This window comes from Kitasatospora sp. NPDC033851 (assembly GCF_055576085.1).
In genome coordinates this window covers 194,511-219,620 of record NZ_JBVIRL010000007.1, presented here as the reverse complement: position 1 = coordinate 219,620, position 25,110 = coordinate 194,511, and the positions used below count along the sequence as shown (strand labels likewise).

Annotated in this window: 27 protein-coding genes and 1 pseudogene; 12 read left to right on the top strand and 16 right to left on the bottom strand. The window is 70.1% G+C overall.

Going from position 1 to position 25,110, the window contains the following annotated elements; translation table 11 throughout:
* Window positions 1-11 precede the first annotated feature (11 nt).
* The 4 genes from ACZ51D_RS16430 (at window position 12) to ACZ51D_RS16415 (ending at window position 2,319) form a co-directional block, all read left to right on the top strand.
* Window positions 12-443, top strand: a complete 432-nt coding sequence (locus tag ACZ51D_RS16430) for an NUDIX hydrolase (protein ID WP_360499722.1) — start codon at window positions 12-14, stop codon at window positions 441-443.
* Window positions 444-704: 261 nt separating this feature from the next.
* The gene (locus tag ACZ51D_RS16425) at window positions 705-845 is read left to right on the top strand and encodes a hypothetical protein (RefSeq protein WP_360499461.1); all 141 of its coding nucleotides are present in this window, start codon (window positions 705-707) and stop codon (window positions 843-845) included.
* A 74-nt stretch (window positions 846-919) separates the two neighbouring features.
* A complete protein-coding gene (locus ACZ51D_RS16420; protein WP_465620970.1) occupies window positions 920-1,606 on the top strand; it encodes a pentapeptide repeat-containing protein in 687 nt (228 codons plus the stop codon).
* Window positions 1,607-1,809: 203 nt separating this feature from the next.
* On the top strand, window positions 1,810-2,319 hold the full coding sequence (locus tag ACZ51D_RS16415; protein ID WP_465620968.1) for a hypothetical protein: 510 nt from the start codon (window positions 1,810-1,812) through the stop codon (window positions 2,317-2,319).
* Window positions 2,320-2,793: 474 nt separating this feature from the next.
* Here the strand turns inward: ACZ51D_RS16415 and ACZ51D_RS16410 are convergent, their stop codons facing one another.
* The 10 genes from ACZ51D_RS16410 to ACZ51D_RS16365 form a co-directional block, all read right to left on the bottom strand.
* On the bottom strand, window positions 2,794-3,453 hold the full coding sequence (locus ACZ51D_RS16410) for a Uma2 family endonuclease (RefSeq protein ID WP_465620966.1): 660 nt from the start codon (window positions 3,451-3,453) through the stop codon (window positions 2,794-2,796).
* Window positions 3,454-3,662: 209 nt separating this feature from the next.
* A complete protein-coding gene (locus tag ACZ51D_RS16405) occupies window positions 3,663-4,541 on the bottom strand; it encodes a glycosyltransferase family 2 protein (RefSeq protein WP_465620964.1) in 879 nt (292 codons plus the stop codon).
* Window positions 4,542-5,260: 719 nt separating this feature from the next.
* On the bottom strand, window positions 5,261-5,638 hold the full coding sequence (locus tag ACZ51D_RS16400; RefSeq protein ID WP_360499451.1) for a metal-sulfur cluster assembly factor: 378 nt from the start codon (window positions 5,636-5,638) through the stop codon (window positions 5,261-5,263).
* A 21-nt stretch (window positions 5,639-5,659) separates the two neighbouring features.
* Window positions 5,660-6,112 (bottom strand): Fe-S cluster assembly sulfur transfer protein SufU, encoded by a 453-nt coding sequence (gene sufU, locus ACZ51D_RS16395; RefSeq protein ID WP_350511661.1) that lies wholly within the window; start codon window positions 6,110-6,112, stop codon window positions 5,660-5,662.
* Window positions 6,113-6,132: 20 nt separating this feature from the next.
* Window positions 6,133-7,392: a cysteine desulfurase gene (locus ACZ51D_RS16390; protein WP_360499449.1), complete on the bottom strand. Its 1,260-nt coding sequence runs from the start codon at window positions 7,390-7,392 to the stop codon at window positions 6,133-6,135.
* On the bottom strand, window positions 7,389-8,153 hold the full coding sequence (gene sufC, locus ACZ51D_RS16385) for a Fe-S cluster assembly ATPase SufC (protein ID WP_030290237.1): 765 nt from the start codon (window positions 8,151-8,153) through the stop codon (window positions 7,389-7,391). Before sufC ends, ACZ51D_RS16390 begins: the two co-directional genes overlap by 4 nt.
* Before the next feature lie 6 nt (window positions 8,154-8,159).
* A complete protein-coding gene (locus ACZ51D_RS16380; protein WP_360499447.1) occupies window positions 8,160-8,477 on the bottom strand; it encodes a bifunctional 3-phenylpropionate/cinnamic acid dioxygenase ferredoxin subunit in 318 nt (105 codons plus the stop codon).
* Window positions 8,478-8,482: 5 nt separating this feature from the next.
* A complete protein-coding gene (sufD, locus tag ACZ51D_RS16375; protein WP_465620962.1) occupies window positions 8,483-9,715 on the bottom strand; it encodes a Fe-S cluster assembly protein SufD in 1,233 nt (410 codons plus the stop codon).
* Window positions 9,716-9,769: 54 nt separating this feature from the next.
* Window positions 9,770-11,185 carry a Fe-S cluster assembly protein SufB gene (gene sufB / locus ACZ51D_RS16370; RefSeq protein WP_465620960.1) on the bottom strand — a complete coding sequence of 472 codons (1,416 nt, stop codon included), beginning with the start codon at window positions 11,183-11,185 and terminating at the stop codon, window positions 9,770-9,772.
* A 9-nt stretch (window positions 11,186-11,194) separates the two neighbouring features.
* Window positions 11,195-12,037, bottom strand: a complete 843-nt coding sequence (locus tag ACZ51D_RS16365) for a helix-turn-helix transcriptional regulator (protein ID WP_396288889.1) — start codon at window positions 12,035-12,037, stop codon at window positions 11,195-11,197.
* A gap of 163 nt (window positions 12,038-12,200) precedes the next feature.
* Between ACZ51D_RS16365 and ACZ51D_RS16360 the strand changes: the two genes are divergently transcribed.
* Together ACZ51D_RS16360 and ACZ51D_RS16355 are read left to right on the top strand one after the other, a co-directional pair.
* Window positions 12,201-13,127, top strand: coding sequence for an ABC transporter ATP-binding protein (locus ACZ51D_RS16360; protein ID WP_360499439.1), 927 nt, complete (start codon window positions 12,201-12,203; stop codon window positions 13,125-13,127).
* Window positions 13,124-13,903 (top strand): ABC transporter permease, encoded by a 780-nt coding sequence (locus ACZ51D_RS16355; RefSeq protein ID WP_360499437.1) that lies wholly within the window; start codon window positions 13,124-13,126, stop codon window positions 13,901-13,903. The genes ACZ51D_RS16360 and ACZ51D_RS16355 overlap by 4 nt, the downstream gene beginning before the upstream one ends.
* Before the next feature lie 103 nt (window positions 13,904-14,006).
* Here the strand turns inward: ACZ51D_RS16355 and ACZ51D_RS16350 are convergent, their stop codons facing one another.
* Window positions 14,007-14,711, bottom strand: coding sequence for an LAETG motif-containing sortase-dependent surface protein (locus tag ACZ51D_RS16350; RefSeq protein ID WP_465620957.1), 705 nt, complete (start codon window positions 14,709-14,711; stop codon window positions 14,007-14,009).
* A gap of 416 nt (window positions 14,712-15,127) precedes the next feature.
* Between ACZ51D_RS16350 and ACZ51D_RS16345 the strand changes: the two genes are divergently transcribed.
* Window positions 15,128-16,114, top strand: coding sequence for a COX15/CtaA family protein (locus ACZ51D_RS16345; RefSeq protein WP_465662618.1), 987 nt, complete (start codon window positions 15,128-15,130; stop codon window positions 16,112-16,114).
* A gap of 59 nt (window positions 16,115-16,173) precedes the next feature.
* Here the strand turns inward: ACZ51D_RS16345 and ACZ51D_RS16340 are convergent, their stop codons facing one another.
* The 3 genes and pseudogenes from ACZ51D_RS16340 to ACZ51D_RS16330 form a co-directional block, all read right to left on the bottom strand.
* Window positions 16,174-16,578 carry an NUDIX hydrolase gene (locus tag ACZ51D_RS16340; RefSeq protein ID WP_465662616.1) on the bottom strand — a complete coding sequence of 135 codons (405 nt, stop codon included), beginning with the start codon at window positions 16,576-16,578 and terminating at the stop codon, window positions 16,174-16,176.
* 44 nt (window positions 16,579-16,622) lie between these two features.
* Window positions 16,623-17,177 carry a flavoprotein gene (locus ACZ51D_RS16335; protein ID WP_465620952.1) on the bottom strand — a complete coding sequence of 185 codons (555 nt, stop codon included), beginning with the start codon at window positions 17,175-17,177 and terminating at the stop codon, window positions 16,623-16,625.
* Window positions 17,174-17,461 (bottom strand): annotated as a pseudogene (locus ACZ51D_RS16330) (helix-turn-helix domain-containing protein); the annotation flags it as partial. The gene ACZ51D_RS16335 and the pseudogene ACZ51D_RS16330, both read right to left, overlap by 4 nt.
* A 38-nt stretch (window positions 17,462-17,499) precedes the next feature.
* Between ACZ51D_RS16330 and ACZ51D_RS16325 the strand changes: the two are divergent.
* On the top strand, window positions 17,500-17,769 hold the full coding sequence (locus ACZ51D_RS16325) for an acyl carrier protein (protein WP_465662615.1): 270 nt from the start codon (window positions 17,500-17,502) through the stop codon (window positions 17,767-17,769).
* Entirely contained in the window at window positions 17,766-18,968 is a 1,203-nt protein-coding gene (locus tag ACZ51D_RS16320; RefSeq protein WP_465662613.1) for an enoyl-[acyl-carrier-protein] reductase FabV, read from the top strand. The genes ACZ51D_RS16325 and ACZ51D_RS16320 overlap by 4 nt, the downstream gene beginning before the upstream one ends.
* Before the next feature lie 76 nt (window positions 18,969-19,044).
* Here ACZ51D_RS16320 and ACZ51D_RS16315 read toward each other — a convergent pair whose 3' ends face one another.
* On the bottom strand, window positions 19,045-19,380 hold the full coding sequence (locus tag ACZ51D_RS16315) for a hypothetical protein (protein WP_465620947.1): 336 nt from the start codon (window positions 19,378-19,380) through the stop codon (window positions 19,045-19,047).
* Window positions 19,381-19,452: 72 nt separating this feature from the next.
* Between ACZ51D_RS16315 and ACZ51D_RS16310 the strand changes: the two genes are divergently transcribed.
* Window positions 19,453-20,094, top strand: coding sequence for a DUF2461 domain-containing protein (locus tag ACZ51D_RS16310; protein ID WP_465662611.1), 642 nt, complete (start codon window positions 19,453-19,455; stop codon window positions 20,092-20,094).
* Between the two features lie 105 nt (window positions 20,095-20,199).
* Here ACZ51D_RS16310 and ACZ51D_RS16305 read toward each other — a convergent pair whose 3' ends face one another.
* Window positions 20,200-21,147 carry a heme o synthase gene (locus ACZ51D_RS16305; RefSeq protein ID WP_360499429.1) on the bottom strand — a complete coding sequence of 316 codons (948 nt, stop codon included), beginning with the start codon at window positions 21,145-21,147 and terminating at the stop codon, window positions 20,200-20,202.
* 462 nt (window positions 21,148-21,609) lie between these two features.
* Between ACZ51D_RS16305 and tkt the strand changes: the two genes are divergently transcribed.
* Window positions 21,610-23,709: a transketolase gene (tkt, locus tag ACZ51D_RS16300; protein WP_465620943.1), complete on the top strand. Its 2,100-nt coding sequence runs from the start codon at window positions 21,610-21,612 to the stop codon at window positions 23,707-23,709.
* Window positions 23,710-23,909: 200 nt separating this feature from the next.
* The gene (gene tal / locus ACZ51D_RS16295) at window positions 23,910-25,052 is read left to right on the top strand and encodes a transaldolase (protein ID WP_360499425.1); all 1,143 of its coding nucleotides are present in this window, start codon (window positions 23,910-23,912) and stop codon (window positions 25,050-25,052) included.
* The last annotated feature ends 58 nt before the right edge of the window (window positions 25,053-25,110 follow it).

The window sequence follows — 25,110 nt, the reverse complement described above, 5'->3', positions numbered from 1 at the left end:
AGCAGGCCACCATGCAGCACCGCGTCCGCGCCGTCCTCCTCACCCCGAACGACACCATGCTGCTGATCAAGCGCATCCGCCCCGGCCTCGACCCGTACTGGGTGATCGTCGGCGGCAAGACCGAACCGACCGACGCCAGCCCCAAGGAGGCCCTGCTGCGCGAGGTCCGCGAGGAGATCGCGGGCGAGGCCGAGATCGTCAGCCTCCTCCACACCATCGAGACCGCCGACGAGCGCCAGGACTTCTACCTCGCCACCATCGAGAAGTGGAGCTTCGAGGACCGCACCGGGCCCGAGTTCACCCAGGAGGGCCGAGGCGAGTACCTCCTCGAAGAGATCCCCCTGACCGCCGACGCCCTCGACGCGGTCAACCTCCTGCCCCAGGGCTTCGCCACCGTCCTGCGCGCGGCCGTCGAGTACGGGGAACTCCTCCCGGCCCGGTAACCACGGGAGCGGCAGTAGGGAAGGCGTCAACACCGAGCGGGCGGCCCCCACCCCAGCAGGCCCGCGAATTCTGACGCCGCACCATCGCCTGGTCACGTTGCAACCGCGACCTGACCACCCGCGAGGTCGACCGACCCGGCCTACGAGGACTTCCGGGCGGGGAACGTCCTGGAGTGGAACATCGGCTCGATGCTGGACCGCGCCCATCCCAACAGGCCCTGGCCACCGCCCTGTCCGATACCGTCCGCGAGGAAAAGCCGCATGGCCCTGGGCGAACTGCTGGCCGCCAGCAACACGGCCGTCGTCGCCCATCTCACCGGCGTCGCCACCGTGACCGGCCCCACCGCCGGGCCGTTCGACAAACGGCCTGCCTGGGACAACTGGTCGAACAAGGGCAAGTAGCGCCACCCCCGAACACCCTGGGCCTGCACCAGCGGTGCAGGCCCGGCCCGACCATCGAGAGAGCGGAGCCCCTCATGGACAGCATCACCTTCGGCCGTATCACCGTGACCCTGCCCCACCTGGACGAGCCCGGCCTGTACCTGTCCAACGTCACTACCCTCGACTCCGCCCGCGGTATCGTCCAAGACTTCCAGTACGGCGACGCCGACCTGCGGGACCTGGATCTCGCCGAGACCCGTCTCATCACCGGCCGCGTCTCCAACCTGCGGGTCAACCGCATGCAGATCGACCAAGTCCGCCTCGACTCTGTCGAGTTCGACACCTGCGACCTCGCTGCCGCCCGCATCACCGACAGCAAACTCTCCCGGGTCGTCTTCCGTAACTGCAAGATCATGGGCGCCGGGCTCATCGACGTGACGCTGGACAACGTCCTCTTCGACAACTGCAGGCTCGACTACGCGACCTTCGAGCAGACCCGCGCCACCGGCCCGGTCGCCTTCTCCAAGTGCGCGCTCACTGAGGCGTCGTTCACCGGTTGCGACCTCGGCGGCGCAGTCCTCGACACCTGCAACCTGCGGCTGACCGAGTTCGGCCGGGGTAAGTACCAGGACCTGGATCTGCGGGGCAACGACCTCACCACACTGCGGGGCGTCGCCAACCTCGGCAAGGTCCTCATCGACCGCACCCAGCAGGCCGAACTCGCCGAAGCCCTGGTCGCCGAGCTGGATGTGACCTTCGCCGACGACCTCGACGACCTGTGAGCCCAGCCCGGGAGGAATGGAGGCAGCAGGCTCGAATCCCGGGGCCGGCCCAGCCGGGTTTCCCCGCACTGGCCACGCACGGAATGTCGCGAACGGCTCACACTGTGTCAAATGCCGTGGTACGTTTCGTAATCCAACCAAAAACAGGTGACCCCGGCAGCGCGCCAACGCTCCGGGGTCCGGCAACAGGAGTCCACCTCCCGATGCGAGTACATCGTAGCGCCCACGTGCGCAACTTCACCGTGCTACCCAACGCCCTACTCCAGTACCGGCGGCTGTCCTACACCGCTCGCGGCCTGCTCGCCGACCTCCTCTCCCGCCCCGACGGCTGGCGCGAGGACGGGCGGCACATGGCCGATACCAGCCCCCAGGGGCGCGGCGCGGTCCGTAAGGCGCTCAAGGAGTTGACCGACGCCGGGTACTACCGGGTCGAGAAGATCCGGTTGCCGGACGGCACGATCATCACCGAGACCCACGTCTACGACACCCCGCAACTCCCGCGACCGAGTGCCACCCCTCCGGCCTCCGGCGGAGGGGCCACCGGTCACGCTGACGGCCCTGTAGTAAAGAACCGGCAGCAAGAACCCACCCTCCCCGCACCTCCGGATTCCGAGAGCGAAGCGGTCACCACCCTGTTCCGGGCGATCCAGCCCGAGCCCCGACTGCGTCTCGGCGAGGCCGAAGCGCGCGAACTCGCGCCCCTCGTCGCGTAGTGGCTGCAACGCGGCGCGACCCGGGCCGACCTCGCCCACGCCCTGCTGCCGGGCCTGCCCGTCCCGATGCACTCAGCGGTGGCCGTGCTGCGCTACCGCCTGGAGCACAAGATGCCTCCCGTCCCGGGCGCAGCGGCACCCAGGTACTCCGAGTGCACCAGGTGCCACGATCCCGTGCCCCGGCCCGGCATCTGCCGCCCCTGCGCCGGTCTGACCACCCGACCCCCCACGGCCGGCCAGGGCGCGGACGTGGCAACCGCAGGCGCCGCCCGAGTCCGAACGGCCCTGCACACCGCACTTACCGGCAGCCGGCCCGCACACATCGCCGCCTGAGACACCCTGCCGTGTGCCGCCTGGCCCGGCGGCACACGGCCAGGCCCAGGGGTGGGGGGCGGATGGTGGGGAACGACGGTGAACCTAGTCAACGAAGCAGATCGAGCGCGGGTGGCCACCCGCCCGAGCAGTGCTCGGCGCCTACGGACTCCAGGGCTTCCAGGCGTCGGTGTCGATCTCGACGCCGAACGGCTCCGGCAGGCGGACGGATTCACCGAACTTCCATTCGCCCAGGGATTCGTACGTGCCCTTGGCCTTGTCAGGCGCGCCGAACAGGGTGACTCCGGGCTGCCGCGGGTCACGGTCGACCAGGAGGTAGTACGGCACTCCTGTCCTCGCGTACCCGCCCCACTTCGTGGGCTTGACCTGGCGACCGAACATGGGCCGACGGTCGTGACGGGCGTTGGATGCGGAGGTCACCTCGACGACGAGCGCCAGATCGTGCGGGTGCAGGTGCAGGACGTCGTCTGCACGCTTCTCCGCGTCGATGTCCTTCTGCACGACCACCAGGTCGGGGACGTAGCCGTCGCCGATCTCCAACAGATCCAGGTTGACGGCCTGCACGGCTCGCCACTGGAAGCTCGCATCGACGAACCACGCACGCTCGTAGCCTCGCTGGATGTCCGAGAGGATTCCTGCGTGGGCGTACACCGGCGCCGGTGACCCAACGATCTCCCCTCCGATGACCTCAGCCCGCGTGTCGTCGTCCGGGAGCCGGAGGTACTCCTCCAGTTCTCCCCGGACCCACATGGCGTACGGCGAGTCAGGCAGGAGCAACTGCGCAAACGCAATGACCGACATGACTTCGCTCCCTCCGAGGTCGCGGCACCAGCCTGGCCGCCCAGTCGCAGATATACCACTGCCGCACAAACCTTTCCCCCGAAGGAGAGGTTTGCGCGGCAGCAGTTGACGCGTCAGGTTGCCCTGCTACCCGGCCAGGACCAGCACGGACGTGCAACGCGTCACCGACGCCGTCCACCCGTTCGGACCTGACCGCGCTGGACCGGCCGTCAGAACACGGGCGGTCGGCCCAGCTTCGCCATCCGCCACACCGTGCTCCACCGCATCGGACGACGCGGAGGACACGCGGTGCGAACTCCCTCGAAGAAGCCGGACCACCACGCCTTGAGACCGGACAGCGGCGGCCGGCGGACCAGCGTGTACAGGGCCCAGGAAGTGAGGTAGACAGGCACGAGGACCGCAGGAAGGTGGCGCTTGGCCAGCCAGACCCGGTTCCGCGCCGTCATCCGGTAGTAGGCGGCGTGACGAGCCGGGTCGGTGCGAGGATGCTGCAGCACCATGTCAGCGCGGTAGTCGATGCGCCAGCCCGCGTCCAGCGCGCGCCAGGCGAAGTCGGTCTCCTCGTGCGCGTAGAAGAACTCGGCGGGGAAGAGCCCGACCTGGTCGATCACGTTCATGCGGATGGCGTGGCCGCCGCCCAGGAACGTGGTGACCGGTCCGGACTGCATCGGGTCGCTGGCGCCGAGGCGGGGCACGTGGCGGCGCTGGGTGCACCCGGTCTCGTCCGCGATCCGGAAGGACACGATCCCCAGCTGCGGGCCCTGCTCGAAGGCTTCCCGGATCAGCCGGAAGGTGTCGGTGCGAGGCAGCAGGCCGTCGTCGTCCAGGACGACCAGCACGTCCGTGCCGCCCAGCTCGCGCAGCCGCTCGACGCCGGCGTTGCGGCCCCCGGGGATTCCGAGGTTCTCCGGCAGTTCCACGGCGTCCACCCAGTCCGGCAGCTCGGGCAGCTTCACGCCTTGCCCAAGCACCACGGTCCGAACGCCGTTGTCGCCGCCGACCTGGGCCCGCACCGAGTCCAGCAGGGCCATCAGCTCCGCAGGCCGGTTCCCCATCGTCAGCACCACCACGCCCAGCGTGACGCCCATCGCACCCGACCTCATCAGGAATCGTTCATGATCTCGTCGACACCGCAGCCCGGGAAGACGCCGCTGCGCGTGCTGGCCGACGCAGGCCGACTCCCAGACCACCAGTACATGGACCGGACCACGCTGGCCTGGATCGCCGGCAACCGTCCCACCGGTCCGGGTGTCCGGGTGTCCGGGTGTCCGGGTGTCCGGGCCACCCTGCCACACCGTCCGCTCCTGCTGGTACCCGAAGGCTCTTGGTTCGCCCGCAGGGAGGCGGTCGACTGCATCCACGGCGTCCGGGTCGCGCTCCTGGTGCAGTTCATCGCCCACCACAACAGCATCGACCCCAGCCGCTTGCGGGCCCTCGCCGTTGCGGCGGCCTACCACGACTGCCGCCGCCACCACGACCGCGACGACCCGGGCCACGGACAGCGTGCGGCCCGCCGGCCCGCCGCGAACACCACCACCGTGGCGGCCCTGTCGCTTCCGGCAGGTACGTCGCCCTGCCCATCGCTCCGGCCAGTACGTAGCTCTGCCATCTCGCCGCGCGTGCCACCCGGTTGGCCGGGCAGCACGCGGCCACGCCCGGGGCGGGCACCCGCCGGCAGGCGGGTGGGGGGTGGACGGTGGGGAACGGCGGTGGACTTACCCAACGCACCAGATGACGCGCGGGTGTAAACGCCGCTGCCCGGGACTTCCGAAGAAGTCCCGGGCAGCGGCGTTCGTACGGACGGACCTCAGACGTTGAAGCCCAGCGCCCGCAACTGTTCGCGGCCGTCGTCGGTGATCTTGTCGGGGCCCCACGGCGGCATCCAGACCCAGTTGATGCGCAGGTCCTGCACCAGGCCGTCGGTGGCGGTCTTGGCCTGGTCCTCGATGACGTCGGTCAGCGGGCAGGCCGCCGAGGTGAGCGTCATGTCGATGGTGGCCACGTCGGACTCGTCGATGTGGATGCCGTAGATCAGGCCCAGGTTGACGACGTCGATGCCCAGTTCGGGGTCGACGACGTCCATCAGGGCCTCGGTCAGGTCCTCGACGGAGACGGTGCCGGCGGTGGTGCCGACGATGAGGCCGGTCGGCTGCTCCTCCGCAGCGGAGGGGGTTTCGTCAGTCATGGTCATTCCTCCTCTGCAGGATCAGTCGTTCACGACGGGGTGCTGGGCGAGCGCCTGGGCGGTCGCGTCCTTCCAGGCCATCCAGCTGAGCAGGGCGCACTTGACCCGGGCCGGGTACTTGGAGACGCCGGCGAACGCGACCGCGTCCTCCAGCACCTCCTCGTCGCCCTCGCCCTGGCCCTTGCTCTGCATCAGCTCCAGGAAGGCCTCCTGGACGGCCTGGGCCTCGCCGACGGTCTTGCCGACCACCAGGTCGTTGAGCACCGAGGCGCTGGCCTGGCTGATCGAACAGCCCTGGGACTCGTACGAGACGTCGGTGACCGTCGCGCCGTCGAGCTTCACCCGCAGGGTGATCTCGTCGCCGCACGTCGGGTTGACGTGGTGCACCTCGGCGTCGCCGTCCCGCAGCCCCTTGCCGTGCGGGTTGCGGTAGTGGTCCAGGATGATGTCCTGGTACATCGAGTCGAGCTTCATGGTCGTCCTGCCCTGTCCCGTCAGCCGAAGAAGTTCCGGACGTGGTGCAGGCCGTCGATCAGCGCGTCGACCTCGCCCGGCGTCGAGTACAGGTAGAAAGACGCCCGCGTGGTCGCCGGAATTCCGTACCGGAGGCAGACCGGCCGCGCGCAGTGGTGTCCGACGCGCACGGCGATGCCCTGCTCGTCCAGCACCTGACCCACGTCGTGCGGGTGGATGTCGCCGAGGGTGAAGGAGATCGCCGCACCGCGGTCCACGGCCGTGCGCGGGCCGATGATCCGCAGGTCCGGGACCTCCAGCAGCCGCTCGACGGCGTACTCGGTGATCGCGTGCTCGTGCGCCGCGATCTTCTCCATGCCGACGCCCTGCAGGTAGTCGATGGCCGCGCCGAGCCCGACCGCCTGGGCGATCGGCGGGGTGCCGGCCTCGAACTTGTGCGGTGCCGGGGCGTAGGTGGACGAGCCCATGGTGACGGTCTCGATCATCTCGCCGCCGCCGAGGAACGGCGGGAGGTCCTCCAGCAGCTCCTGGCGGCCCCAGAGCACGCCGATGCCGGTCGGGGCCAGCATCTTGTGGCCGGTGAAGGCGACGAAGTCGGCCTCCAGCGCCTGCACGTCCAGCACCATGTGCGGGGCGGCCTGCGAGGCGTCGATGACGACCAGCGCGCCGACCGACTGGGCCTTGCGGACGATCGTCTCGACCGGGTTCACCGTGCCGAGCAGGTTGGAGACCAGGGTGAAGGAGACCACCTTGGTCTTCTCGGTGATCAGCTCGTCGATGTTCGACAGGTCCAGCCGACCCTCGTCGCTCAGCCCGAACCACTTGAGCTTCGCACCGCTGCGCTGCGACAGCAGCTGCCACGGGACGATGTTGGAGTGGTGTTCCATCTCCGTGATGACGATCTCGGAGTCGGCGTCCACCCGGTACGGCTCATCCGCCCAGGCCAGCATGTTGGCCACGAGGTTGAGCGACTCGGAGGCGTTCTTGGTGAAGATCACCTCGTTGCGGCTCGGCGCGTTGACGAAGGCCGCGACCTTGTCCCGGGCGCCCTCGTACAGCGCGGTGGCCTCCTCGGCGAGCACGTGCACGCCGCGGTGGACGTTGGCGTTGTGCCGCTCGTAGTAGGCGGTCAGCGCCTCCAGCACCTGGCGCGGCTTCTGCGAGGTCGCCGCGTTGTCCAGGTAGACCAGGGGCTTGTCGTCGTGCAGCAGCCGCTGCAGGACCGGGAAGTCCTTGCGGATCGCGTCGGTGTCGAGCAGTCCCGTAAACGTATGGGTCACTCGGAAGCGCCCCCCTTCACGTACGCCTCGTAGCCCTCGTTCTCCAGCTTGTCGGCCAGCTCGGCACCGCCGGACTCGACGATGCGGCCGCCCGCGAAGACGTGGACGTAGTCGGGCTTGATGTACCGCAGGATGCGGGTGTAGTGGGTCACCAGCAGGGTGCCGACCTCGCCGGTCGAGCGGACCCGGTTGATGCCCTCGGAGACGATCCGCAGCGCGTCGACGTCCAGGCCGGAGTCGGTCTCGTCGAGGATCGCGATCTTCGGCTTGAGCAGCTCGAGCTGGAGGATCTCGTGGCGCTTCTTCTCGCCGCCGGAGAAGCCCTCGTTGACGTTGCGCTCGGCGAAGGCCGGGTCCATCTGGAGGGCGGCCATCGCCTCCTTGACCTCCTTCACCCACAGCCGCAGCTTCGGGGCCTCGCCGCGGACGGCGGTGGCGGCGGTGCGCAGGAAGTTGCTGACCGAGACGCCCGGGACCTCGACCGGGTACTGCATGGCCAGGAAGACACCGGCCTTGGCGCGCTCGTCGACGGACATCTCCAGGACGTCCTCGCCGTCCAGCAGCACCGAGCCGCCGGTGACGGTGTACTTGGGGTGGCCGGCCAGCGAGTAGGCCAGGGTGGACTTGCCGGAGCCGTTCGGACCCATGATGGCGTGGGTCTCGCCCTGCTTCACGGTCAGGTCGACGCCCTTCAGGATCTCGCGCGGGCCGTTCTCGGCCTCGACGGAGACGTGCAGGTCGCGGATTTCAAGGGTTGCCATGTGTACTCAGGACTCCTGGTTGACGGAGACGAGCACATCGTCCCCTTCGATCTTTACGGGGTAGACAGCGACCGGCTTGGTGGCGGGCAGGCCCGAGGGCTTGCCGGTGCGCAGGTCGAAGCTGGAGCCGTGCAGCCAGCACTCGATCATGCAGTCCTCGACCTCGCCCTCCGAGAGCGAGACGTTCGCGTGCGAGCAGATGTCGTTGACCGCGAACACCCCCTCGTCGGTGCGGACGACGGAGACCGGCACGCCGTTGAGGTCCACGCGCCTGGGCACGTCTTCCTGGAGGTCGCTCAGCGCGCAGGCACGGAGGAAGGTCATCGTGTTCAGACCGCCGCTTCCAGCTCGGCGTCGATCTTCTCCATGAGCTGCTCCTGGACCTCGGGCACGCCGATCTGCTGGAGCAGCTCGGCGAAGAAGCCGCGCACCACCAGGCGGCGGGCCTCGTCGGCCGGGATGCCGCGGGCCTGCAGGTAGAACAGCTGCTCGTCGTCGAAGCGGCCGGTCGCCGAGGCGTGGCCGGCGCCGACGATCTCGCCGGTCTCGATCTCCAGGTTCGGGATCGAGTCGACCCGGGCGCCGTCGGTGAGCACCAGGTTCCGGTTGAGCTCGTAGGTGTCGGTGCCGAGTGCGGCGGCGCGGATCAGCACGTCGCCGACCCAGACGGCGTGCGCGTCCTGGCCCTGCAGCGCGCCCTTGTACGCCACGTTCGACCGGCAGTGCGGCGTGTCGTGGTCGATCACCAGGCGGTGCTCCAGGTGCTGGCCGGCGTCGGCGAAGTAGAGGCCGAACAGCTCGGCCTCGCCGCCGGGGCCCGCGTAGTTGACCCGCGGGTGCAGGCGGACCAGGTCGCCGCCGAAGGTCACGACCACGGACTTGTACGTGGCGTCCCGGCCGACCAGCGCGTTGTGCTGGGCGACGTGGACGGCGTCGCGCTCCCAGTCCTGGACGGAGACGAAGGTGAGCTTGGCACCGTCGCCGACCAGCAGCTCGACGTTGGCGGCCCGGGTGCCGGTGCCCGTGTGGTTGAGCACCACGACGGCCTCGGCGAACGGCTTGACGTCGATCACCACGTGGGCGAAGCGGACGCCGCCCTCGCCGCGCACGTCGATCCTGACCGGCTCGGTCAGCACCGCGTCCTTGGGGACGGTGACCACCAGGGCCTGCTCGAAGGCGCTGAACGCCTGCGCGGCCACCCGGTCCACCGGCGTGCCGGCCTTGCCCAGGCGGGCGTCGTCGCGGCCGACGGTCTCGGCGGTGACGCCCTCCGGCAGCGTGAACTCGACCTTGTCCTCGCCCCGCTCGGCGGCGGCGGCGGTCCCGTCGTGCAGCCCGCCGAGGCGGTGCAGCGGGGTGAACCGCCAGTCCTCCTCGCGGCCGTGCGGCACCGGGAAGTCGTTCACGTCGAAGGACGGCTTGACCGCGACGCGCGCGTCGATGGGCTGCTGGACCGTGGCGCGGCCGGTGCCGGGGCCGGCGAGCTGCGCGCCCGCGCCGGCGGTGCCGACCTCGATCGAACCGGCGGTGGTCGAGCCGGTGGTGTTCTGAACGTCAGCCATGGCTGTCGTGTAGCTCTCTTCCTCGAAAGTCGGTTGGGCGGTCGGTGGCCGGGGTCAGCCGACCGCGCCCTCCATCTGCAGCTCGATCAGCCGGTTGAGCTCCAGCGCGTACTCCATCGGCAGTTCGCGCGCGATCGGCTCGACGAAGCCGCGGACGATCATCGCCATGGCCTCGAACTCGGTCAGACCGCGGCTCATCAGGTAGAACAGCTGGTCCTCGCTGACCTTGGAGACGGTCGCCTCGTGGCCCATGGACACGTCGTCCTCGCGGACGTCCACGTACGGGTAGGTGTCCGAGCGGGAGATCGTGTCGACCAGCAGCGCGTCGCACAGCACGTTCGACTTGGCGCCGTGCGAGCCCTCGCCGATCTCGATCAGACCGCGGTAGGAGGTCCGGCCGCCGCCGCGCGCCACCGACTTGGAGACGATGTTGGAGGAGGTGTTCGGCGCCATGTGCACCATCTTGGCGCCGGCGTCCTGGTGCTGGCCCTCGCCCGCGAAGGCGATCGACAGGGTCTCGCCCTTGGCGTGCTCGCCCATCAGGTAGACGGCCGGGTACTTCATGGTGACCTTGGAGCCGATGTTGCCGTCGACCCACTCCATGGTCGCGCCCTCGTACGCCACGGCGCGCTTGGTGACCAGGTTGTAGACGTTGTTCGACCAGTTCTGGATGGTCGTGTAGCGGCAGCGGCCGCCCTTCTTGACGATGATCTCCACGACCGCGGAGTGCAGCGAGTCGGAGGAGTAGATCGGCGCGGTGCAGCCCTCGACGTAGTGGACGTAGGCGTCCTCGTCGACGATGATCAGCGTCCGCTCGAACTGGCCCATGTTCTCGGTGTTGATCCGGAAGTAGGCCTGCAGCGGGATGTCGACGTGCACGCCCTTCGGCACGTAGATGAACGAGCCGCCGGACCACACCGCGGTGTTCAGCGCGGCGAACTTGTTGTCACCGGCCGGGATGACGGTGCCGAAGTACTCCTTGAACAGCTCCGGGTGCTCGCGCAGCGCGGTGTCGGTGTCCAGGAAGATGACGCCCTGCTCCTCCAGGTCCTCACGGATCTGGTGGTAGACGACCTCGGACTCGTACTGGGCGGCGACACCGGCGACCAGGCGCTGCTTCTCCGCCTCCGGGATGCCCAGCTTGTCGTAGGTGGCCTTGATGTCCGCCGGCAGGTCCTCCCAGGACTCGGCCTGCTTCTCGGTGGAGCGGACGAAGTACTTGATGTTGTCGAAGTCGATGCCGGTCAGGTCGGAGCCCCAGGTCGGCATGGGCTTCTTGCCGAACAGCTTCAGGCCCTTGAGACGCAGGTTGAGCATCCACTCGGACTCGCTCTTCTTCGCGGAGATGTCGCGCACGACCTCCTCGCTGAGCCCGCGCTTGGCCGTGGCGCCAGCGGCGTCCGGGTCGGCCCAGCCGTACTCGTAGTTGCCCAGGCCTTCGAGCTCGGGGTGCGAAACGGTGTCAGTCATGCGAGCTTCCTAACGCGCGGACGCAGAATCTTCGGTGGACGTACCGGCAGTCGGCGCTGCATCGGAGTCGCGGCCCGCGGAACCACGGGCGGACGACGATGCGGCACCGGGTGCCGGCACATAGGTGGTGCAGACCCCGTCGCCGTGGGCGATGGTGGCCAGCCGTTGCACATGGGTGCCCAGGAGCTGGGAGAAGACCTCGGTCTCCGCCTCGCAGAGCTGGGGGAACTGCTCGGCGATGTGCGCGACCGGGCAGTGGTGCTGGCAGAGCTGGGCGCCCGCCGGGGCCTTGGCCGCGGCCGACGGGACACGCCGCACCGTGGCAGCGTACCCGTCCACGCTGAGCGCCTGGGCGAGTGCCTCGGTGCGATCCTCCACCCCAGCCTCGCGCAGCGCCTCCCGGTACTTCTCGCCCTGCTTGCCGAAACGGGCCCGGGCGAAGGCGGCGACCGCCTCCTCGCCCGCCTTGCCGCCGCCCACCGCGTCCGAGATCCAGCGCAGCGCGTCGGCGGCGAGCTGGTCGTACGCCTGGTAGAAGGCGTCCCGGCCGCCGTCGGTGAGGGCGAAGACCTTGGCCGGACGGCCCCGGCCGCGGCTGCCGTAGACCCGCTGTTCGCGGGACTCGACCAGGCCGGCGGCGGCCAGGCCGTCGAGGTGGCGGCGGACGGCGGCGGAGGTGAGGCCGAGCCGGTTCGCCAGGTCGGCGGCGGAGGAGGGGCCGTGGTCCAGGATCGAGCGGGCGACCCGGTCCCGGGTGGCACGGTGGCCGTCCAGCAGTACCTCGGCCGCCGTCACGGGCACGTCGCAGTGGGAGGCCGACTCGGCCTCCTGCTGCTGGGCGTGCTCGCGCATGTTTTTCACAACACCAGTGTTGCGTAATTACTTCCGTTGGGACAACCCGTGATCCAGGCCTCACCGGTGTCATCGATCACGCAGGTAAGCCTTACCTGACCTGGGGAAACGATCACCGAGGCGCCGTCCGCTCGAAACGTGAGGCCCTCTTACACTCGCCGGTATGCACTCCGAACCCGCGGTCCAGGTCGCCGGGCTGGTCAAGCGCTACGGCGACAAGCAGGCCGTGGACGGTCTCGACCTCACCATCGCGACCGGCGCGATCACCGCCGTCCTCGGCCCCAACGGCGCCGGCAAGACCACCACCATCGAGACCTGCGAGGGCTACCGCCGCCCCGACGCCGGCACCGTCCGCGTCCTCGGCCTCGACCCGGTCACCCAGAGCGCCGCCCTGCGCCCCCGGATCGGCGTCATGCTGCAGTCCGGCGGCGTGTACGCGGGCGCCCGCGCCGTCGAGATGCTGCGGCACACCGCCAAGCTGCACGCCCACCCGCTGGACGTGGACGCCCTGGTCGAGCGCCTCGGCCTCGGCTCCTGCGGCCGCACCACCTACCGGCGGCTGTCCGGCGGCCAGCAGCAGCGGCTCGCCCTGGCCATGGCCGTGGTCGGCCGCCCCGAGCTGGTCTTCCTGGACGAGCCCACCGCCGGCCTCGACCCGCAGGCCCGCCGCGCCACCTGGGAGCTGGTCCGCGACCTGCGCCGGGACGGCGTCACCGTGGTCGTCACCACCCACCACATGGACGAGGCCGAGCAGCTCGCCGACCGCGTCGCCATCGTGGACCGCGGCAAGGTGATCGCCGACGGCACCACCGAGGAGCTGTGCCGCGGCGGCGCCGAGAACGCCCTGCGCTTCGACGCCCCGCCCGGGCTCGACCTCGGCCCGCTGCTCAAGGAGCTGCCCGAGGGCGCCACCGCCGTCGAGACCGCCCCCGGCAGCTACCGCGTCGAGGCGCCGGTGGACCCGCAGCTGCCGGCCACCGTCACCGGCTGGTGCGCGGCCGTCGGCGTCCTGCCCGAACGGCTGTCCGTGCAGCGCCGCAGCCTCGAAGACGTCTTCCTCGACCTGACCGGACGGGAGCTCCGCGCATGAGTGAGCGAAGCGAGCGGGACTACTCGCCCGAGCCCGGTGCCGCCCCCGTCGGCCGGATGCTGCTCGCCCAGACCGCGTTCGAGACCCGGATGCTGCTGCGCAACGGTGAGCAGCTGCTGCTCACCGTCGTCATCCCGACCGTGCTGCTGGTGCTGTTCTCCGCCGTCGACATCGTCACGGTCGAGGGCCCCGGCAAGCGGGTCGACTTCCTCGCCCCCGGCCTGCTCGCGCTGGCCGTGATGTCCACCGCCTTCACCGGGCAGGCCATCGCCACGGGCTTCGAGCGCCGCTACGGCGTGCTGAAACGGCTCGGCGCCAGCCCGCTGCCGCGCTGGACGCTGCTGACGGCCAAGACCGGCTGCGTCCTGGTGACGGAGGCGCTGCAGGTCGCGCTGCTGTCGGTGATCGCGCTGGCGCTCGGCTGGTCGCCGCACGGCAACCCGCTGGCCGTCGTCGCGCTGCTGGTCCTCGGCACCGCCGCCTTCTCCGGGCTCGGCCTGCTGATGGCCGGCACGCTGAAGGCCGAGGCCACGCTGGCCGCCGCCAACCTGGTGTTCATCCTGCTGCTGCTCGCGGGCGGGGTGATCGTGCCGCTGAGCAAGTTCCCCGACGCGGTGCGGTCGGTGCTGGAACTGCTGCCGATCTCGGCGCTCTCGGACGGCCTGCGGTCGGTGCTGCAGACCGGCGCCGGGGTGCCCTGGGCTGACCTCGGGATCCTGGCCGGCTGGGCCGTGCTCGGCCTGGCCGCGGCCGCCCGCTTCTTCCGCTGGGAGTAGCCGCCGAGGTGGCCGCACTTGCGAGCAGCCACCCCCGTACGAACGTCGAACGCCCCCCGGCCTCAACCGGCCGGGGGGCGTTCGGCGTTCGTACCGCCCTGCGTCAGCTCTCGCTGCCGCCACGGCGCTTGCGGGCGAGCAGGACGAGCGCGCCACCGACCAGCAGCACGCCGCCGCCGGCCGCCGCGATCATCGGGGTGGCGTCGTTGCTACCGGTCTGGGCGAGCGCCGGCGCGCTGGTGGCGGGCGCCGGGGCGGGCGGGCTGACCGGGGCCGGCGTGGTCGGCGGGGGCGTGGTCGGCGCCACGGTGGGCGTCGTCGGCACGGGGGTCGGGGTCTTCGTCGGCGTCGGGATGGGCGTCGGCGTCGAGGTGGGGGTGGGCGTGGGGGTGGGGGTCTTGGTGGGAGTCGGGGTCGGGGTCGGAGTCGGCGTGTGGCACGGCTCGATGGTCTTGGTCTCGTTGATGTTCCAGCCCTTGTCGTTCGGGTTCTCCGTGGTGGTGACCACCAGGTTCGCCTTGATCGGGGCCGTGTGGTCCTTCACCGGAAAGGTGCCGTGGAACTCGGCGGGAAAGGCCTTGGCATCCAGGACCTTGTCGCCGTCGATGGTGAGGCTGACGGTGTTCTTCACGTCGGCCTTGGGGCTGTAGTTGATCAGGTCGATCACGACCTTGTCGCAGGTCACCGACCAACTCGGCACGTGCGCCGAGGCGTTGGTGGCCAGCGCCAAGGGCAGTAGAAAACCGGCCGCTGCCGTGCCTGCCAGTGCCGCCGCGCCGATCCCGATGTGCCGCTGCTGTCGCGCCATTACGCTGTTCCCCTCCGAACGGTCTTGTGCAGCAGGCGTGTTGAGTGGTTCGCGGTGGCCCGCTACGACTGTCCGGGGGACTCTACCGGCACTCCCGCATCCCGCCACACCCCGCCGTACGACCGGATTTCGTCTGTGCGTCCGTTCTCTGATGTGCATGACCAGCCCATCACAGCTGCCACCTCGCAGAACGCGGATTCGGCAAACTTGAATGAACTTCGTCACCTTCAAGACAGAACGGCGCCCCCGGCGATCCGGTTCAATCGCCGGGGGCGCCGCTTCCATCACCTGACGAGCACGTCGCTTCACCGCGTGACGTCAGGCCTTCCCGGCCGCCTTGCGCCGGGCGGCCACCACGATCGCACCAGGCGCGGCGAGCCAGCCCCGCCCCAAGATCGCCCGTAAAGCCACCTACCATGGACGTCGTGCTGAAGACCACCCCCTTCTCCCTGCTCGCCGAGCGCTGGCAGCCCTCCGCCGTCATGGTCCGGCGCGCCGCGTTCGCCGCGCTGGTGATGAGCGTGGTGATCGTCGTCACCGGCGGCGCCGTCCGGCTCACCGCCTCCGGCCTCGGCTGTACGACCTGGCCCCGCTGCACCGACGAGAGTCTGACGCCCACCGCCGAGATGGGCTTCCACGGCGTCATCGAGTTCACCAACCGGATGCTCACCTACGTGCTCAGCGCCGCGGTGGGCTGGGCGATCCTGGCCGCCCGCTGCCACCGGCCCTGGCGGCGCGGCCTGACCAAGCTCGGCTGGGCGCAGTTCTGGCTGGTGATGAGCAACGCCGTGCTCGGCGGCATCACCGTGCTGACCGGCCTCAACCCGTACACCGTCGCGCTGCACATGATCGCCGCGATGGCCCTGGTCTGGGTCGCCCTGCTGATGTGGGAGCGCAGCAAGGAGGGCGACGGCCCGGCGAAGCTGTCCGTGGCCCGCCCGATCCACCAGCTCTCGTACGTCCTCGTCGCCGTGATCGGGCTGCTCGTCGCAGCCGGCACCCTGGTGACCGGCGCCGGCCACCACCCGGGCACGCCCAAGGACAACAAGATCGTCCCGCGGATCCCGATCGACTACGACAGGTTGGCCCAGTTCCACGCCGACTTCGCCTTCATCTCCGTCGGCCTCACCATCGCCCTGATCTTCGTCTTCACTGCGATCAAGGCCCCGCAGGCAGCCAAGTCCCGCACCAAGGAACTCCTCGCAGTCCTGTTGCTCCAGGGCGTCCTCGGCTTCATCCAGTACTTCACCGACGCCCCCGAGCTGATGGTCGGCCTCCACATGCTCGGCGCCTCGCTGACCTGGATCGCCGCCCTGCGCATCCCCCTCGCCCTCCGTACCCGCGAGGACGCACAGGCCTCCGAGCACCTGCCCGCGCAGACCCCGCAGACCGCCACCGTCTGAGCGCAAGCCCAACGTACGGCGAAGGCCCCCATCCCGCGATGGGGGCCTTCGTCATGCGGTCACAGCAGTTGTCGGCCGTCGTGGGTCCGGATGCTCGGTACCGTTTCGTCCTGAAGCGCGTCCAGGACACGTACGGCATAGACCTCAGCCATGCGGTCGGAGACCCCGGCCGGCGTGAGCCAGTCGACTTCGACCGACTCGTCAGAGAGCCGGCCGGTCCCGCCCTCAGGTCGACAGCGGAAAACAAGAGCGACAACCCCTCGGCTCATGTTCTTGTAGACGCCGGTCAGCCGCTCCACGCCGACCACGATCCCGGTCTCCTCGTAGACCTCCCGGCGCACGCCGGCCTCGACACCCTCGCCCAGCTCCAGCACGCCCCCCGGAGGCTCCCAAGCCCCGCTGTCAGCCCGCCGGATCGTCAGCACCCGCCCGTCCTCCCGCACCACCACCCCCGCGACGGACACGGAGTGGAGTGGCAGCAGCGTTGCCTCCTGCGGCGTACCACCTCTCACGCTGCCGGCTCCGAACGGTTAGTGCGGGCAGGCCGAAGCAGGTCGAGGACATGGGTCCAGCTGTACTTGTCGCGCCCTCCGCCGGACTTGGGCTTGTGGGGCACGTAGTCGCCGATCAGAACGCCCATCGAGCGCAGTCGGGCCAAGCTGTCCGAATAGGCCGGGTGGGAAGCCTGGGCTGAGTTGACATAGGGCTGGACCGCAACGGGGATGCCGAGCCCGTAGGCCTCGCAGAGGATGCCGAGCGCCAGCGTGTCGGAGATGCCGGCGGCCCACTTGTTGATGGTGTTGAACGTCGCGGGAGCGACCGCAATGGCGTCTGCCGGAGGCAGCGGTTGCGGGATGCTCGGCGTGCGCCACGCGGAGCGGAGCGGATAGCCGGTCTGGGCTTCGATGGCTTCCTGGTCTATGAAGCCGAGAGCGCTGGGAGTAGCAATCACACCGACCTTCCAGCCCTCGGCACGGGCTGCGGCGATCAGCTCAGCCACGCCGTCAGCGATTCCCGAAGCGCAGACGATGACGTGAAGGAACGGCTCGTGGTTCTCAGTCAAATCCGAACTCCCAACTCATGGCAGAAACGGCGGAGTTCCGGGACACTGCCACGTCGGTCCCGCGCGGCCATGTCACCGACCAGTTCCAGCACGCTGGGGCGGCGTCGAATGTCCTCAGAAGCACAGCTCTCCGCGATCCTGAGTGCTTGGTACCCCTCAGCCAGTCTGCCTTGTTGGCTGTAGGCCCGTGCAGCATCCACCCACAGTGCGGCCCGCCGCTCCGGAACGGGGATGCGCCGCCGCATCAGGGGTTGAGCAGCTTCCAAGGCCGCGCCGGCGTCACCGAGAACCGCCGGGTAGCCGACGAAGGACACCTACCGCAATGACGACCCCTACAACCGCAGCACACATCCTCCGTCACGCTCTGGCACAGGCGGCGGTCACCGGCGCCGATACGATCACGAACGACGCACGACTGCAGCACGATCTCGGGATCGACAGCCTCGCCCTCCACGAGCTCGTCGTCACCCTGGAGACGCGCCTGAACACGGTCATCCCGGACGAGGAGGTCGGCCGCCTGCACACCGTCGGCGACCTCAGCGACCTGCTCGCCCGGCACGGCCACCCCACCGGAGAGGGCACCACCGCGTGAGCACGCAGCAGATCACCCCCAAGCAGCGGGGCTACCTGATCGTCAACTCCCACCCCAAGGGCAGCCAGGCCACCGTGCACCAGCTGTGGCAGTCCATCACCCCCGCCACCCCCACCGGGCGGGCCCCGGTCGCCCTGGTGCTGGGCTCCAGCGCGGGGTACGGTCTGGCGATCCTGCTGGCCGGGCTGCGCCGCCACGGCATCCGCGGCATCGGCGTCGCCTACGAGACACCGGCCGGCGAGCGGCGCACCGCCACCGCCGGCTGGTACCGAACCGCCGCGACCGCCGCCCTGCTCGAAGAGGCCGGAGGCGACTTCACCTTCGTCAACGCCGACGCCTACGCGGACGCCACCCGTGCCGAGGTGCTCAAACTCCTCGCCGACCGGTACGGCCCCGTCGACTACCTCGTCTACTCCCTCGCCTCGCCCAGGCGTACCGACCCGGCCACCGGCGAGGTCCACCACTCGGTGATCAAGCCGATCGGCCGCCCCTACACCTCACCGTCCCTCGTCTTCGAGGACGGCGTCCCGCAGATCGGCAGCATCGACCTCACCCCGGCCGACGAGGCCGAGCGCGCCGCGACCGTCAAGGTCATGGGTGGTGAGGACTGGCGGCTGTGGGTGCAGTCCCTGGCCGACAACGACCTCCTGGGCCCCGACTTCACGACTGCCGCGCTGTCCTATGTGGGCTCCGAGATCACCGCGCCGGTCTACCGGCAGGGCACCATCGGCGCCGCCAAGGAACACCTGGAGGCGACCGCCGGCCAGTTGCAGAGCGGGGTACTGGCCGGGCGGGGCCGGGCGTTCACCGTCGTCGCCGGCGCCGCCGTCACCCAGGCGTCCACCGCCATCCCGTCCATCGCCCTCTACACCTCGCTGCTGCGCAAAGCCCTCAGCGAGGACGGCTGGCGTACCACCGCCGACCAGGCCGTGGACCTGTGGGAGCAACTGAGCGGCGCGAAGTCGCTCGTGCTGGACGGGCAGGGTCGCATCCGTCTGGACGGCTGGGAACTCGACCCCGCCGTGCAGGACCTGGTGCGGGAGCTGTGGACGGACCCCGAGGCAGCGCTCGACGCCGACCCGGCCGCGTCGGCCTGGTTCTACGGCCAGTTCCGGCAGCTGTACGGCTGGGACGTCCCCGGCGTCGACTACACGATCGAGGCTGAGACGTCGATCCCCTGGCCCGCCCAACCGCGGTAGCAACGCTGGTGGCCGGTGAAAAGGCCCGGCTCCCCCGTACGAGGGGAGCCGGGCCTTCGCGGTGTCCGGAGGGTGCTCAGCCGCCGAGCTGGATCCCGGCCATCCGCTTCCACTCGTACGGGCCGGTCTTCACCCGGAGGCCCAGCTCGCCCTCGAAGTCGTCGTGCAGGGTCAGCCCGGCCAGCTCCGCGGCCCGGCGGCCGACGGCGTAGCTGGGGGCCACCTGGTCGCCCCAGGCGCCGTCCGCGCCGACCACGACGATCCGGGTGGCCACGGCGCCGACGTACTCGACGACCGCGTCGGCGCTGCCCCCGTGCTGCCGGGCGAAGCTGGTGAGGTTTTTGGCGATGCGCTTGGCGCGGCGCTCGGTGCGGGCGTCCGGCGCGGCGGTGGCGGTCTCTGCGCTGCTCATGCCCGCATGCTACCCACCGGTAAGCGCGCTGGCGACGGGAGCACCCTGTGCACCGGGACACATACTGGACGTGTGACCTTCTCCGGCTGGCCGACCGAGGCGCTCGACTTCTACGAGCACCTGGAGGCCGACAACTCGAAGACCTTCTGGCAGGCCCACAAGGGGCGGTACGAGGACGCCGTGCGCGCGCCGATGGAGCAGCTCCTCGCCGATCTGGAACCGGAGTTCGGGCCGGGGAAGATCTTCCGCCCGAACCGCGACGTCCGCTTCAGCGCCGACAAGTCCCCGTACAAGACGCACATCGGCGCGCACCTGGAGAGCGGCGGCTACATCCAGCTCTCCGCCGACGGCCTGGCCTGCGGCAACGGCATGTACCAGCTCGCCCCGGACCAGTTGGAGCGCTACCGCGCCGCCGTCGCCGAGGACGTCACCGGCGCCGAGCTGGAGCGGGTGATCACCCGGGTGGAGAAGGACGGCCCGCAGGTGGTCGGCCGGGACTCCCTGAAGTCGGCCCCGCGCGGCTACCCGAAGGACCACCCCAGGATCGAGCTGCTGCGCCACAAGGGCCTGGTGGCCTGGCAGGAGTGGGAGCCCGCGAAGTGGCTGGGCACCCGCGCCGCCTACACCCGGATCACCGGCTTCCTGCACGCCTCCCGGCCGCTGCGGGACTGGCTGGACGGCCACGTCGGCCCCTCCGAGCTGCCCGCCCGCTGAGCCGCCGGCCGAGCGGTCGGCCGAGCGGCCCGCCCCGAACGCGAAAAGCCCCCGAATGCGGGAGAGCCCCGGTCCACCGGACCGGGGCTCTCTCAGCGAGTCTGCCTACTTCACGAACGGGTCGACCGCGCACACCACCATCAGCAGCGACAGGTAGGTGATCGACCAGTGGAACAGCCGCATCTCCTTGAGCTTCGCGCCCACGACGCCAGCCTTGGCCCGCGCGTACAGCGCGTGCGCCTCGCGCAGCCAGGCGGCGCCCAGCACCACCGCGGCGACCGGGTACAGCCAGCTCATGTGCCCGAGCGGCCAGAGCGCCAGCGAGACGGCGACCATCACCCAGGAGTAGATGACGACCTGCTTGCCGACCGCCACGTTGCCCTTGATGACCGGCAGCATCGGCACGCCGGCCCGCAGGTAGTCGTCGCGCACCTTCATCGACAGCACCCAGGTGTGCGGCGGCGTCCAGAAGAACACCACCAGGAACAGCACCACGGCCGCCCAGGACATCGAGTTGGTGACCGAGGACCAGCCGACCAGCACCGGCATGCAGCCGGCGATGCCGCCCCAGACGATGTTCTGCGAGGTGCGCCGCTTGAGCCCCAGCGTGTAGACGAACACGTAGAACAGCAGCGCGCCCAGCGCCAGTCCGGAGGAGAGCCAGTTGACGCCGAAGCCCAGCACCAGCGTCGACACCACGGCGAGCACGATGCCGAACACCAGCGCCTCGCGCGGCGACACCATCCCGGTGACGATCGGCCGCCGCTCGGTGCGGGACATCACCGCGTCGATGTCGCGGTCGATGTACATGTTGAGGGCGTTGGCGCCGCCCGCCGAGAGGTAGCCGCCGACCACGACCTTCAGCACCAGCAGCATGTTCGGCACGCCCTGCTGGGCCAGGAACATCACCGGCACGGTGCTCATCAGCAGCAGCTCGATGATCCGAGGCTTGGTCAGTGCGACGAACGCGCCGACACGGGCCCCGATCGGCCGGTGCGCAGGAGTCGCCCCGGTGACCCCGGCGGGACGGGTTTCGACGGCGGTCACTAACACCCCAACTGAAGATGAATCTTCGCAGGCGTCCACAGGAACGAAGGGTCCCGAATCGTCCGCTCTGCGCGTACCACGACACCATAGACGCTCCATATATCCCATCCGGCTTCGGGGTCCCCCGGCGAGGCGGAACCGCACACCCCCGGGTGAACCGCCTGGGTGATGCCACGAACCGCCTCCGGCGGGTCCTGCTAGCCCGTCCTGACCACCCCGGCGGCGGGCGGGCGCGAATCGGGAGAACCTGGGACAAAAGCACTCACACCGGCCTAGTGGGAATCACCATGCGGAAATCCCGGTTGTCTCAGCACGGAGGGTGAGCCCCGGCCCAAACGGTAGGCTCGCACGCAGAAGCGGGATCTACCCTCCGTGACCGGCACCACCCAGCGTCGGGACCACAGCGCCGTGGCCGACCCGGTCCCCATTCACGGGGTCACTCTTCAATGGAAGGAGCCCTGAGACAGGGTGAGCACTGCGCCGACGAACGCATTCGAGTGGACCGATATGGACGAGCGCACGGTTGACACCGCGCGAGTCCTCGCCATGGACGCTGTCCAGAAGGTCGGCAACGGACACCCCGGGACGGCCATGACGCTGGCCCCGGCCGCGTACCTGATCTTCCAGCGGTTCCTGCGCCACGACCCGACCGACCCGGCCTGGGTCGGCCGCGACCGCTTCGTCCTCTCCCCCGGGCACACCAGCCTGACCCTCTACACCCAGCTGTACCTCTCGGGTTACGGCCTGGAGCTGGACGACCTCAAGGCCTTCCGCGTCGCGGGCAGCCGCACCCCCGGCCACCCCGAGCACGGCCACACGGCCGGCGTGGAGACCACCACCGGCCCGCTCGGCCAGGGCATCGCCAACGCGGTCGGCATGGCGATGGCCGCCCGCTACGAGCGCGGCCTCTTCGACCCCGAGGCCCCGGCCGGCGAGTCCCCCTTCGACCACACCATCTGGGCCATCGTCTCCGACGGCGACCTGGAGGAGGGCATCTCCGCCGAGGCCTCCTCGCTGGCCGGCCACCAGAAGCTGGGCAACCTGGTCGCCCTGTACGACGACAACCACATCTCGATCGAGGGCGACACCGAGACCGCCTTCTCCGAGGACGTCCTCAAGCGCTACGAGGCGTACGGCTGGCACGTCCAGCGGGTGACCCCGAAGTCCAACGGCGACATCGACGTGGCCGTCCTCGCGGACGCGCTGGCCGCGGCCAAGGCCGAGACCTCCCGCCCGTCGATCATCGCGATGCGCACCATCATCGCCTGGCCGGCCCCGGACGCCCAGAACACCGCCAAGGCGCACGGCTCCGCGCTCGGCGCCGCCGAGATCGCCGCCACCAAGAAGGTCCTGGGCTTCGACCCGGAGAAGACCTTCGAGGTCAGCGACCAGGTCATCGAGCACGCCCGGCTGGTCATCAAGCGCGGCAAGGCCGCCCGCGACCAGTGGCAGCAGTCCTTCGAGGCCTGGCGCGCCGCCAACCCGCACCGCGCCGCCGACTTCGACCGGATCCAGGCCGGCGAGCTGCCCGAGGGTTGGAAGAAGGCCGTCCCCTCCTTCCCGGCCGGCAAGGACGTCGCCACCCGCAAGGCCTCCGGCGACACCCTCAAGGCGATCGGCGCGGTGATCCCGGAGCTGTGGGGCGGCTCGGCCGACCTCGCGGAGTCCAACCTCACCACCATCGACGAGGACAGCTCCTTCCTCCCCGAGGGCAACCCGCTGAAGTCGGCGAGCCCGTACGGCCGGACGATCCACTTCGGCATCCGCGAGCACGCCATGGGCTCGATCATGAACGGCATCGCGCTGCACGGCAGGACCCGCGTGTACGGCGGCACCTTCCTGGTCTTCGCCGACTACATGCGCCCGGCCGTCCGCCTGGCCGCGCTGATGAAGCTGCCGGTCACCTACGTCTGGACGCACGACTCGATCGGCCTGGGCGAGGACGGCCCGACCCACCAGCCGGTCGAGCACATGGCCTCGCTGCGCGCCATCCCGGGCCTGGCCATGGTCCGCCCGGCCGACGCCAACGAGACCGCCGTCGCCTGGCGCACCATCATCGAGCGCCAGACCAGCCACCCCGGCCCGGTCGGCCTGGCCCTCACCCGCCAGGGCGTCCCGACCTTCGACCGTGAGGTCTTCGGCTCCGCCGAGGGCACCGCGAAGGGCGGCTACATCCTGGCCGAGGCCTCGAACGGCGACCCGCAGCTGATCCTGCTCGGCACCGGCTCCGAGGTCCAGCTGGCCGTCAAGGCCCGCGAGGTGCTCGAGGCGGAGGGCATCGCGACCCGCGTGGTCTCGCTGCCGTCCTTCGAGTGGTTCCAGGAGCAGGACCAGGCCTACCGCGACAGTGTGCTGCCGCCGTCGGTGAAGGCCCGCGTCTCGGTCGAGGCCGGCATCGCCCAGGGCTGGCGCGAGCTGGTCGGCGACCACGGCCGGATCGTCTCGCTGGAGCACTTCGGCGCCTCCGCCGACTACAAGGTGCTCTTCGAGGAGTTCGGCATCACCGCCGAGCGCGTGGTGGCCGAGGCCCACAACGCCCTGCGCTCCCTCGAAGCCGTCAACCGCTAGCGGCCCCGAGCACGAGCCAAAGGGAGCGCCGATGCCGAAAGCGACGAGCGACAAGCGAGCGCTGGAGCGAGGAACGTCGGCATCGGGTACGAGCTCCCGGCGGCGAGTGCGGGACAACGGGCCGGGGCGGCCGACCGCACATCGGCGCCCCGGCCCCTCTGACTACCCCACGAAGCAGAAGAACAAGGGACTGAAGCACCATGACTGACGCACTGAAGCGCCTCAGCGACGAAGGCGTTGCGATCTGGCTGGACGACCTCAGCCGCAAGCGGCTCAACTCCGGCAACCTGGCCGAGCTGGTGCAGAACAAGCACGTGGTGGGTGTGACCACCAACCCGACCATCTTCCAGAAGGCCATCGCCGGCAGCGGCGACGACTCCTACGACAGCCAGCTGCGCGACCTCGCCGTCCGCAAGGTCACCACCGAGGAGGCGATCCGCATGATCACCACCTCCGACGTGCGCGACGCGGCCGACGTGCTGCGCCCGGTCTACGACGCCTCCAACGGCCGCGACGGCCGGGTCTCCATCGAGGTCGACCCGCGCCTGGCGCACGAGACCGCCCCCACCGTGGCCGAGGCCAAGCAGCTGTGGTGGCTGGTGGACCGCCCGAACGTCTTCATCAAGATCCCCGCCACCAAGGCCGGCCTGCCCGCGATCAGCGAGGTCATCGGCAAGGGCATCAGCGTCAACGTCACGCTGATCTTCTCGCTGGAGCGCTACAAGGCCGTCATCGACGCCTACCTGAGCGGCCTGGAGGCCGCCAAGGGCAAGGGCCTGGACCTCTCCCAGATCGAGTCGGTCGCCTCCTTCTTCGTCTCCCGCGTGGACACCGAGATCGACAAGCGCCTGGACAAGGTCGGCGGCGACGCCAAGAACCTGCGCTCCAAGGCCGCGCTGGCCAACGCCCGCCTCGCCTACCAGGCGTACGAGGAGGTCTTCGGCAGCGTCGACGGCAAGACCGCCGGCAACGCCCGTTGGCTCTCCCTGGAGGCCGCCGGCGCCAAGCCGCAGCGCCCGCTGTGGGCCTCCACCGGCGTCAAGGACCCGGCCCTGCCGGACACCCTGTACGTCACCGAGCTGGTCGCCCCCGGCACCGTCAACACCATGCCCGAGGCGACCCTGGACGCCACCGGCGACCACGGCGTGGTCACCGGCAACACCATCGTCCCCAACTACGCGGACGCCAAGGCCGTGCTGGACGCGATCGCGGCAGCCGGCGTGGACTACGACGACGTGGTCCAGGTCCTGGAAGACGAGGGCGTCGAGAAGTTCGAGCAGTCCTGGAACGAGCTGCTCGACACCGTCACCGCCTCGCTCGCTTCCTTCGCCGACGAGAAGTGACCCCCGCTCACAGCCAGCGCACGAAAGCGGAGCCCATCAAGTGAGCACTGATTACCCC

Coding starts and splice junctions, on each gene's coding strand:
- ACZ51D_RS16410 (WP_465620966.1), bottom strand. CDS start 3,453: ATGTCGGTCATTGCGTTTGCGCAGTTGCTCCTGCCTGACTCGCCGTAC.
- ACZ51D_RS16425 (WP_360499461.1), top strand. CDS start 705: ATGGCCCTGGGCGAACTGCTGGCCGCCAGCAACACGGCCGTCGTCGCC.
- ACZ51D_RS16360 (WP_360499439.1), top strand. CDS start 12,201: ATGCACTCCGAACCCGCGGTCCAGGTCGCCGGGCTGGTCAAGCGCTAC.
- sufC (WP_030290237.1), bottom strand. CDS start 8,153: ATGGCAACCCTTGAAATCCGCGACCTGCACGTCTCCGTCGAGGCCGAG.
- tal (WP_360499425.1), top strand. CDS start 23,910: ATGACTGACGCACTGAAGCGCCTCAGCGACGAAGGCGTTGCGATCTGG.
- ACZ51D_RS16355 (WP_360499437.1), top strand. CDS start 13,124: ATGAGTGAGCGAAGCGAGCGGGACTACTCGCCCGAGCCCGGTGCCGCC.
- sufB (WP_465620960.1), bottom strand. CDS start 11,185: ATGACTGACACCGTTTCGCACCCCGAGCTCGAAGGCCTGGGCAACTAC.
- ACZ51D_RS16365 (WP_396288889.1), bottom strand. CDS start 12,037: ATGCGCGAGCACGCCCAGCAGCAGGAGGCCGAGTCGGCCTCCCACTGC.
- ACZ51D_RS16350 (WP_465620957.1), bottom strand. CDS start 14,711: ATGGCGCGACAGCAGCGGCACATCGGGATCGGCGCGGCGGCACTGGCA.
- sufU (WP_350511661.1), bottom strand. CDS start 6,112: ATGAAGCTCGACTCGATGTACCAGGACATCATCCTGGACCACTACCGC.
- ACZ51D_RS16420 (WP_465620970.1), top strand. CDS start 920: ATGGACAGCATCACCTTCGGCCGTATCACCGTGACCCTGCCCCACCTG.
- ACZ51D_RS16380 (WP_360499447.1), bottom strand. CDS start 8,477: ATGACCTTCCTCCGTGCCTGCGCGCTGAGCGACCTCCAGGAAGACGTG.
- ACZ51D_RS16400 (WP_360499451.1), bottom strand. CDS start 5,638: ATGACTGACGAAACCCCCTCCGCTGCGGAGGAGCAGCCGACCGGCCTC.
- ACZ51D_RS16345 (WP_465662618.1), top strand. CDS start 15,128: ATGGACGTCGTGCTGAAGACCACCCCCTTCTCCCTGCTCGCCGAGCGC.
- ACZ51D_RS16405 (WP_465620964.1), bottom strand. CDS start 4,541: ATGGGCGTCACGCTGGGCGTGGTGGTGCTGACGATGGGGAACCGGCCT.
- ACZ51D_RS16415 (WP_465620968.1), top strand. CDS start 1,810: ATGCGAGTACATCGTAGCGCCCACGTGCGCAACTTCACCGTGCTACCC.
- ACZ51D_RS16325 (WP_465662615.1), top strand. CDS start 17,500: ATGACGACCCCTACAACCGCAGCACACATCCTCCGTCACGCTCTGGCA.
- ACZ51D_RS16315 (WP_465620947.1), bottom strand. CDS start 19,380: ATGAGCAGCGCAGAGACCGCCACCGCCGCGCCGGACGCCCGCACCGAG.
- ACZ51D_RS16430 (WP_360499722.1), top strand. CDS start 12: ATGCAGCACCGCGTCCGCGCCGTCCTCCTCACCCCGAACGACACCATG.
- sufD (WP_465620962.1), bottom strand. CDS start 9,715: ATGGCTGACGTTCAGAACACCACCGGCTCGACCACCGCCGGTTCGATC.